Origin of the sequence: Streptomyces sp. NPDC058964, assembly GCF_042741275.1 — a bacterium.
Taxonomy (GTDB): domain Bacteria; phylum Actinomycetota; class Actinomycetes; order Streptomycetales; family Streptomycetaceae; genus Streptomyces.
The window spans coordinates 8809-17200 of the sequence record NZ_JBHYKH010000159.1 but is presented as its reverse complement, the minus strand read 5'-3'; the positions used below and the strand labels follow the sequence as shown (position 1 = coordinate 17200).

Annotated in this window: 7 protein-coding genes and 1 pseudogene; 5 read left to right on the top strand and 3 right to left on the bottom strand. The window is 71.0% G+C overall.

All coding sequences use genetic code 11. From position 1 onward, the window contains the following. Positions 1–404: SHOCT domain-containing protein (locus ACFW2E_RS20810; protein WP_384468459.1), on the top strand; the 404-nt coding region annotated here is incomplete at its 5' end. Here the strand turns inward: ACFW2E_RS20810 and ACFW2E_RS20805 are convergent. Next, positions 358–1174, bottom strand: a pseudogene (locus ACFW2E_RS20805) (YqjF family protein). The gene ACFW2E_RS20810 and the pseudogene ACFW2E_RS20805 sit on opposite strands and share 47 nt — an antisense overlap. 293 nt (positions 1175–1467) lie before the next feature. Here ACFW2E_RS20805 and ACFW2E_RS20800 point away from each other — a divergent pair. The 4 genes from ACFW2E_RS20800 to ACFW2E_RS20785 all read left to right on the top strand — a co-directional run bounded on the left by ACFW2E_RS20800 (position 1468) and on the right by ACFW2E_RS20785 (position 5210). After that, positions 1468–2148 (top strand): hypothetical protein, encoded by a 681-nt coding sequence (locus ACFW2E_RS20800; protein WP_384468457.1) that lies wholly within the window; start codon positions 1468–1470, stop codon positions 2146–2148. Positions 2149–2299: 151 nt separating this feature from the next. Beyond that, positions 2300–2545: a ferredoxin gene (locus ACFW2E_RS20795; protein WP_384468455.1), complete on the top strand. Its 246-nt coding sequence runs from the start codon at positions 2300–2302 to the stop codon at positions 2543–2545. Further along, a complete protein-coding gene (locus ACFW2E_RS20790; RefSeq protein ID WP_384468453.1) occupies positions 2535–3923 on the top strand; it encodes an NAD(P)/FAD-dependent oxidoreductase in 1389 nt (462 codons plus the stop codon). Before ACFW2E_RS20795 ends, ACFW2E_RS20790 begins: the two co-directional genes overlap by 11 nt. Before the next feature lie 54 nt (positions 3924–3977). Beyond that, a complete protein-coding gene (locus tag ACFW2E_RS20785) occupies positions 3978–5210 on the top strand; it encodes a cytochrome P450 (RefSeq protein ID WP_384468451.1) in 1233 nt (410 codons plus the stop codon). 7 nt (positions 5211–5217) lie between these two features. Here the strand turns inward: ACFW2E_RS20785 and ACFW2E_RS20780 are convergent, their stop codons facing one another. After that, a complete protein-coding gene (locus ACFW2E_RS20780; protein WP_384468449.1) occupies positions 5218–6093 on the bottom strand; it encodes a YhjD/YihY/BrkB family envelope integrity protein in 876 nt (291 codons plus the stop codon). A 232-nt stretch (positions 6094–6325) separates the two neighbouring features. Then, positions 6326–8182, bottom strand: a complete 1857-nt coding sequence (locus tag ACFW2E_RS20775) for a peroxidase family protein (RefSeq protein WP_384468448.1) — start codon at positions 8180–8182, stop codon at positions 6326–6328. Between the last annotated feature and the right edge of the window lie 210 nt (positions 8183–8392).

Here is an 8392-nt window from a genome sequence, read left to right as displayed (position 1 = left end):
CCTACCTCGCGTACGACTATCCGCTGCTGAGCGCCTTCTGGACGATGCTCTGGTTCTTCCTGTGGATCATGTGGTTCGTCCTGCTCTTCAAGATCATCCTCGATGTCTTCCGTGACGACAAGCTCAGCGGCTGGGCCAAGGCAGGCTGGCTCGCCTTCGTCATCCTGCTGCCCTTCCTGGGCGTCTTCGTCTACGTCATCGCGCGGGGCAGGGGCATGGGTGCCCGCGAACTCGCCGACGCGCGTGCGCAGAAGGAGGAGCTCGACAGCTACATCCGGCAGACCGCCGGCACGGAGTCCTCACCCAGCAGCGTCGACCAGCTGGCCAAGCTGTCCGAGATCCGCGCCAGGGGCGACATCACGGAGGAGGAGTTCCGGCGGGCGAAGGCGAAGGTCCTGAGCTGACCGGGCGCCGCCACGCCCGCCGGGGAGGGAGCACGGCGGGGATTCCGAACCGGACGGAGACACCGGGTGAGTAGAGCACGCTCACCGGGGGGCTCGTCATCGGCGGGAGGCCGGCGGCCGCGACCAGGCCGTCGTCGAGGTGCAGCAGATCCGCCCGGTGCAGCGGCCACGGCTCGTGCTCGTTGGGCAGGTGCACGGTGCGGCCGTGCCACGACACGTGCAGACCCCAGCGCGCGGTCAGGAACCGCTCCAGCCGGGGGGGGGGGGGGGGGGGGGGCCGCGCCACCCCCCCCCCCCCCCCGCACGACGGCCCGGCTCCGCGCGGTCCGGGCTCCCGTGCGCCGGCGGCAGCTGTACGTGATCACGTCGCCCTCACGGCGCAGGCGCATGGTGGACCAGGTGTACGGCAGCCGGACACCGAGCCGGCCCATGAACGCCGGTATCAGCCGGGACGCGTCCAGGGACCGGAACACGACACCGCGCCGGCCGTGCTCGTCCACCGAGTACAGACGTACGTTCGTCTCGCAGAACGTGCCCAGGTACGGCACGCCCGGCCCCGGCCCCAGGCCCGCGCCACGCATCAGGAAAGGGACCAGGCCGACGTAGGTCACCCCGTCGAGGGTGTCGGGGACGGTGCCGGCCGGCAGCAGCGCCGACACCCGCTCCGGCTCCACCGGCCAGTGCAGGAAGGACAGCTCGTGCCAGCCCTGGACGAGCGTCGGCCGCCGGACGGGCCGGGGTGTGGACAGGCTGAGCGGCTCGGTCTCCATGACGCAGCTTCCCAGGCGGGGAGAGCGGGTGTCCAGTACGGAGGACGGGGCCGATGCCTCACTGCTCCGGCGGTTGCCGGAGCATGGCCAGGGCCAGGGCCAGGACACCGCCCCCGATGCCCCAGCCGCCGTCGGCGAGTTGCTGTACACGCCGGCCGGCCCTGCGCGGCCGGACGCCGTGCCGACAGGCGGCGCAGGGTGACGCTGTGCCGTTCGGCCGTCCCCCGGTGGCGGCGTCGCCGGGGAGGCGGCTTGCTGGTGCCCTGGACCGCCGGAGAGGAAGTGAGCCGCGCATGCAGGGATCGGGGCCGAGAGGGCGGGCACTGCAGACCCCGCGGGCCGCCGGACTGGCGGGGATCATCTTCGCCCTGCTGCTCGCGGCGGCCGTCGTCCTGATCCGGCTGGGGCTTCCCCAGGGAGCCGGCGAGGTCACCGCACAGGGGTTCACCGACTCCACGCGACGCAGCGCGGTGCGGGCCGCACTCGCGCTCGTGCCGTTCGCCGGCATCTCCTTCCTGTGGTTCATCGGCGTCGTGCGAACCCATGTCGGGGACGCCGAGGACAAGTTCCTCGCCACCGTCTTCCTCGCCAGCGGGGTGGTCTTCACCGCCACGATGTTCGCGGCGGCCGCGGCGGCCGGAGCCGTCCTGGCCGTCGCCCATCCTCCCGGCAGCGCTCCGGGACTGCCCGCCTGGGACTTCGGCCGCCATTTCGCCTACACGCTGATGATCGGATATTCGATGCGGATGGCGGCCGTCTTCGTCTGCTCGCTGTCGGTGATCGGGCACCGGATGGGAGTCCTGCCCCGCTGGCTCACGCTGCTGGGCTTCCTCTCCACCGTGACCCTGCTCTTCGTCGCACCGGGAGTTCCCTGGTCGGAGCTGGTGTTCCCGGCATGGTCGCTGGTGCTGAGCGTGTACATCCTCGCCGCGAGCGGCCGCCGGGCACGGGCGGGGGCCGCGGCGGCGCCGTGACACGGCCCTCACTCGACCGGCGGGGCCCGGCAAGCGTGATCGCGCGCCGCGCTCCATGCTGAAGGGCGGGAGATGACCGCCGTCCCGAGGGGACAGCCCGCCGAGCGGGCGGAGCGCCGAGGGACCTGGCCGCCGGAAGGGCGGAGCGTCGATGAGGCTTGTCGTCGATCTCAACAAGTGCCAGGGATACGCACAGTGCGCGTTCCTCGCGCCGGACGTGTTCGCCATGCACGGCGAGGAGGCCCTGGTCTACGACCCACGGGTCCGTGAGGAACAGCGCGAGAGACTGGCCCGTGCCGTCGCCGCCTGCCCGGTACAGGCGATCACCGCCGACGGGCTGGACGGTACGGCCGTCGCGGCCGCCGGATCCGCCGGGGAGTCGTCCGATGGCCGCTGACTATCTCGACTGGCTCAGGCGCGAGGGCCGGATCGTCGTAGTGGGCGCTTCGCTCGCGGGTCTGCGCGCCGCCGAGACGCTGCGTGCCGAGGGCTTCGCCGGCTCGCTCACCATGATCGGTGACGAGCCCTACGAGCCGTACGACCGGCCGCCGCTGTCCAAGTCGGTCCTGCTGGGCAAGGCGGACGCGCAGCACACCGAGCTGCCCCGGCGCCGCGAGATCGACGCGAAGTGGCGCCTCGGCGTCGCGGCGACCGCTCTCGACATGGCCGCGAAGCGGGTGCGGCTGGCCGACGGGGACGAGGTCGAGTACGACCGCCTGCTGATCACGACCGGAGTGCGCGCCCGGCCCTGGCCGAAGGATTCGGAGGCGCAGCTGGACGGCGTCTTCCTGCTGCGGACCCGGGGCGACGCGGCCGCCCTCTACCGGCGTCTGAAGGCCGGGCCGCGCCGTGTCCTCATCATCGGTGCCGGGTTCGCCGGGTCGGAGGTCGCCTCGGCCTGCCGGGAGATGGGCCTGGCGGTCACGGTGGCGGAACGCGCCGACGCCCCCCTGGTGGGAGCCCTCGGTGGGGTGATCGGCTCGGTTTCCGCGGAGCTGTACCACGAGAACGGTGTCGACCTGCGCACCGGAGTCATGGTCACCGGCCTGGAGGGCGACTCGGTGGGCCGGGTGAAGGCCGCCCATCTGTCCGACGGGAGCGTCGTCGAGACGGACGTGGTCGTCGTCTCACTCGGCTCGATGCGCAACACCGAGTGGCTGACCGGCTCGGGTCTCGGCGCGGGCCCGCGGGGCATCGCCTGTGACGCGGGCTGCCGTGCCTTCGACTTCCGCGGCATCGTCACCGACGACATCTTCGTCGCGGGCGACGTCGCCCGGTCCCCGCACGCGCTGTTCGGCTACCAGTTCCTCTCCCTGGAACACTGGGGCAACGCCCTCGCGCAGGCCGAGGTCGCCGCGCACAACATGATCAACCCGGCCAGCGACCGTCGTCCGCACCTGTGGGTGCCCGCGTTCTGGTCGTCGCAGTTCGGCGTGAACATCAAGTCCGTCGGCGTCCCGCCCATGGGCGACCAGATCGTGATCGCGCAGGGTTCCCTCGCCGAACGCCGCTTCGTCGGCGTCTACGGCTACCAGGGCAGGGTCATCGCGGCCGTCAGCTTCGACAACGCGCGCTGGCTGGAGTTCTACCAGCGGCAGATCGAGGCCGGCGCCCCGTTCCCGTTGGAGTACCCGACGGTGGACCGCCGTCCCGAGGGCCGCCAGCCGGTCGCGGCCGACTTCCCCGACCCGTCCCTGCCGACCCACGGCCCCACCGTGACCCTGAGCGGCTACTCGCCGACCGACCGGCAGCTGGTCTTCACCCCGGCCCACTGACCGGGGCCGGGCCCCGTCTTCCCCCCACGGACCTTCACGCCCCAAGGACCCCGCATGACGCACGCCTCGCTCCTGCGCCAGATCACCGACTACGCGAACCGCGCCAACCCGTATCCGCTGTACGAGGAGCTCCGCAAAACCCCGGTGCTGCAGGAGGAGGAGGGCGGCCCGTACGTCATCAGCTCGTACTGGGACATCGAGGGCCTGCTCCACGACCCGCGGATCAGCTCCGACGCGAGCAACGTCACCGCCCCGGGCGAGGACGAACTGTCCGGCCCGGAGGCGACAGGGCTCCCGCCGAGCTTCATCCGGCTCGACCCGCCGGAGCACGACCGGTTGCGGCGCATGGCCAACAGCTCCTTCGGACCGCCGCACCGGCCCCGCCGCATCGACTCCATGCGCGGCGAACTCGCCGAGATCGTCACCGGCCTGATCGACGGATTCGGTGACGCACGGCAGATCGACGTGGTCGACCAGTTCGCGTATCCCTTCCCGGTGACCGTGATCTGCCGGCTGCTCGGCGTGCCGCGGGAGGACGAGCCCCGCTTCCGCTCCTGGGTGGACCCGATCGTCGCCGGCCTGGACCCGGACACCCGCACGAGCGCCGAGTCCATGAAGACCGCGCAGGAGGCACGGCTGCAGCTCGGCATGTACCTGAACGGTCTGGTGGAGGAGCGCGCCAGGGAGCCGCGCGAGGACATGCTGTCCGACCTGGTGAACAGCCATGGCCCGGACGGCGCCATGACCACGATGGAGGTGCTCAGCACCGCGGTGCTGCTGCTCATCGCCGGACATGAGACGACGGTCAACCTGATCACCAACGGCATGCTCACCCTGCTGCGCCATCCGGAGTACCTCCAGCGGCTGCGTGACGACCCGGGCCTGTCCGTGAAGATCGTCGAGGAGCTCCTGCGCTACGAGCCCCCGGTGCAGCTCCTGCCGCAGCGCACCTGCATCACCGACATCGAGGTGCGCGGGGTGACCATCCCCAAGGGGTCGCGGATCTGGCTCGTGCTCGCGTCGGGCAACAGGGACCCGGAGCGCTTCCACGACCCCGACCGCTTCGACCCGGACCGCGAGAACATCCAGCACCTCGGCTTCGGCAGCGGCATCCACAGCTGCTTCGGCGCACCGCTGGCCCGACTTGAGGCGCAGATCGCGCTCTCCGAACTCGTCCGCCGCCTCGACAACCCCCGTCTGGTGGAGGACCCGCCGCCCTACCGCCCGAACGCCGTGCTGCGCGGCCCGCGCCATCTGCACATCACGTTCGACGACCTGCGCCCCTAGGCCCCGCTCATTCCTCTTCTTCCTTGGTCCGTCGGTGCGAGATCTGTTCCCGGGCGGTCCGCCACCGTGAGCGCGTCTGCTCGACCACGTTGTCCCACTGGCGGCGGACCTCCCGCTCCGACGGGCGTTGTCCCCGGCTGATCCGGACGAGTTCGTCCCGTACCTCCCGGCCGAGCGCCGCCGACCCGACGATGACGAGCATGGCGCCGAAGAGACCCGAGATCATCGCGAAGACGGCGCCGACCGAGCCGTACCGCGAGGCGTAGGAGTTGAACAGGCGCGGCAGGTAGACGGTCGCGCCCACCGAGTAGACCCCGGCCAGCACGGACGCGGTCACCGCGAACGGAAGCAGGTCCTTCAAGCCGATGCGGCTCGCGGACAGGAGCCTGCCGCTCCACAGGAGGAAGACGGCCGTCACCGGCACGTCGCACATCGTGGGCACCAGTGCGAGCTTGCTCTGTCCCAGGACCGAGTACAGCCACCCGCCGACAGTCAGGTACACGCCCAGGCAGAGGATCCACCACAGGCCGTTGCGGGTGTTGCGCACACTGAGCGGTTTGAGCTCCCAGTTCTGCTCGAACAGCCGCTGGGCGGCGCGTTCGAAACTGAGCGCGGAGATGGTCAGGAACAGAACTCCGAACACGCCCACGCTCGTGCTCGTGCCTCCGGTGGGTGTGAAGAGGGCCTCGACCGCTTTGGCGCCCTCCCCGTTGAGACCGTACCGGCTGATGATGCGCTGGGCGATGTCCTCGTCGTGCAGAAAGGCGCCGAGGACGGCACCGATGACGACCATCAGAGGGATCAGCGCCGTCAGCGCGCTGGACGCCAGAGCCATCGAGCGGTCGAAGCCCACGATCTTCTGGAACCGGTTGACGACGCGCAACGCGAATGCGGGACGCAGCCAGAACGTCAGCGTTCTGAGGAGGCGCTCGCGATTGATCCGTTCCGTCCTGCCCTCCGGGAAGATCGGGACCAGCGGGGCGGCGCCAGCCTAACGGGCCCTCGTGCGCGCGGCGGGGGGACTCGCGCGTGTGCCCGATCGTCACCCGCTCGGCCCACCGGGTAGTGTGCCCGGACCGTTCACCCGCCCACGAGGGGGCCACCGCGCTTCCGGGTCAGGGTTGTGTCCGCCCGGCGACGCGCCACGGCACGAAGGCGTTCGTCAGCCCCGCGAGGGCCGTACGAAGCTCGGGGTGGTGGCGCAGCAGCACGGTGATCATGCTGTTGTCGTCGATCCAGGCCATGCCGGCCCTGGAGTACACCTCGGGGGTGTAGTACTCGGTGAAGAACCGGTCGCTGTTGAGCCGGCGCGAGGCCATCAGGATGAAGATGCGGAACGCCGTGTCGCTGAAGGCGAACCCGGCCGGCAGCTTCTCCGCGTACAGCCCGACCATCAGGTCGACCTTCTCGATGTCACCGTCGTAGAGCCACTCGATCTGCTCGGCCCACGACCGGTTCTCCGTCAGCTCCAGGAAGTTCTTCGCGGGCCTCAGCCCCAACAGCCGCCGGAACTCGTTGTAGCGGGGCACGCCCAGTTCCCGGGAGCGCAGGATGTCGGTGGCGGCGAGGTCCTGGAGATGTCCGTCCGGGCGCTCGAACTCCTGCAGGAACTTGGGGAAGTTGTGCAGGGTGACCAGTCCGGGGTGGAGCGTGCCGAAGCTGTAGAGCAGATCGGCCATCTGCGTGGTCTCCAGGAACTTCAGCGCTCCGGGGCCCGAGATGTCGCGGAGGGTGCAGCGGCGCAGGGACGCGTCGTCGGCGGCGGAGCGCAGGTGCCAGTCGTCCCGGATCAGCGGATGCATGCGGTAGACGGCGACGAACTCCTCGGTGAGGGAGTACGGGACGCCGTAGTGGTCCGTCTCGCCGCCGGGGATGCCGCTGACGACCTCGCTGTCGCTGATCCGGCCGAAGAGGCTGTGCGCACGTTCCCCGGCGATGCCCCACCAGTTGGCGCGCAGGGCCTTGACGGTGGTCGGGTGGCTGATCACGGCGGGTGTCCACTCCACGGTGTGGATCTTGGCGAGGAGCGCGGCGTTGACGAGCCGGGCGCGCTGGAACAGCTCCTCGTCGCCCCAGGAGGGATACGCGGTGTGCAGGTGGTCGCAGATGGCGTTGTGCTCCCGGGTGAACAGGTCGTGCATCATCGCGAGGCCCAGCCAGAAGCCGGGAACCTGCGACGGGTCCTGGGCGGGGTCCGCGGGAATCGGTGACTTCTCGTCGTCCCACAGGCGCAGCCCGCCCTGCTGTCCGGTGCGCATCCGGCGCTGCTCGGCCTCGTTCTTCCCGTAGATCTGGGACGCGTCCCACCAGTGGGAGGAGACGTTCACCCGGGTGTCCGGCGTGCCGGCGGGCGCCAGCGGGTCACGGGTCGGGTCGTCCGGGGTCCGCATGATCTTCATGGGGTGTTCGGGCCAGGGATCGTCGTCCATGAGCGGGACTTCCCAGGGCCGGTCGACGGGGCCGGTGCCGTGACTGAACCAGTCACGGATCATGAACTGCAGCCAGGCGGCGACCAGGGAGTTGACCGATTCGGCCGGGACCAGTTCGTCGCGGGTGAGCAGCTCGCGGCTGACCTGGCGGGGGTTCGGCCTGGACAGTACGTCCGCCTCCGTGGCCGGGACGATCGCCTCCAGCGGGATGTTCCGGCCGAAGCGGGTGCCGGCCATGCCCATGCGCGGTTCACCGAGGTCGTTGTGGCTGCCGTCGGCGGTCCGGTTGATCCTGTGGCTCGCGGACGGGGGCGCGGGTTCGGGCAGATCGACAGCGGGCAGGACGCCGGTGTCGTGCAGGTTCTTCTGCCGCAGCCCGACGCGCAGCCCGAGCAGCGTCAACAAGCCCGCGACGACCGGCAGTCCGTCCCAGCCGAAGCGGCGGTCGGCGTATCGGGCGAGGCCGGTGACGATCCGCCAGGGTAGCGACGTACGGTAGCCCGTCGACGTGGGACTGCGTGTGCCGCGCCGTTGCTTGCTCATCGCGATGCTCCTTCGCTGGCTCCTGGCCGTCTGGCGTGGGAGGCGGCGTGCCCGGGCCGGGTGCGGGCGCGGGCGGCGTCGCCGAGGATCACGTCGCTCGCCTTATCGCTGTTCATGCAGATGGGCGCTGCGGCGTAAAAAACCGGGATGCGCCCCCGGCGCGCAGCGGGGTGCGCCCCCCCGCCGCCCGGGCGGCCGCGCCCGGGCCCC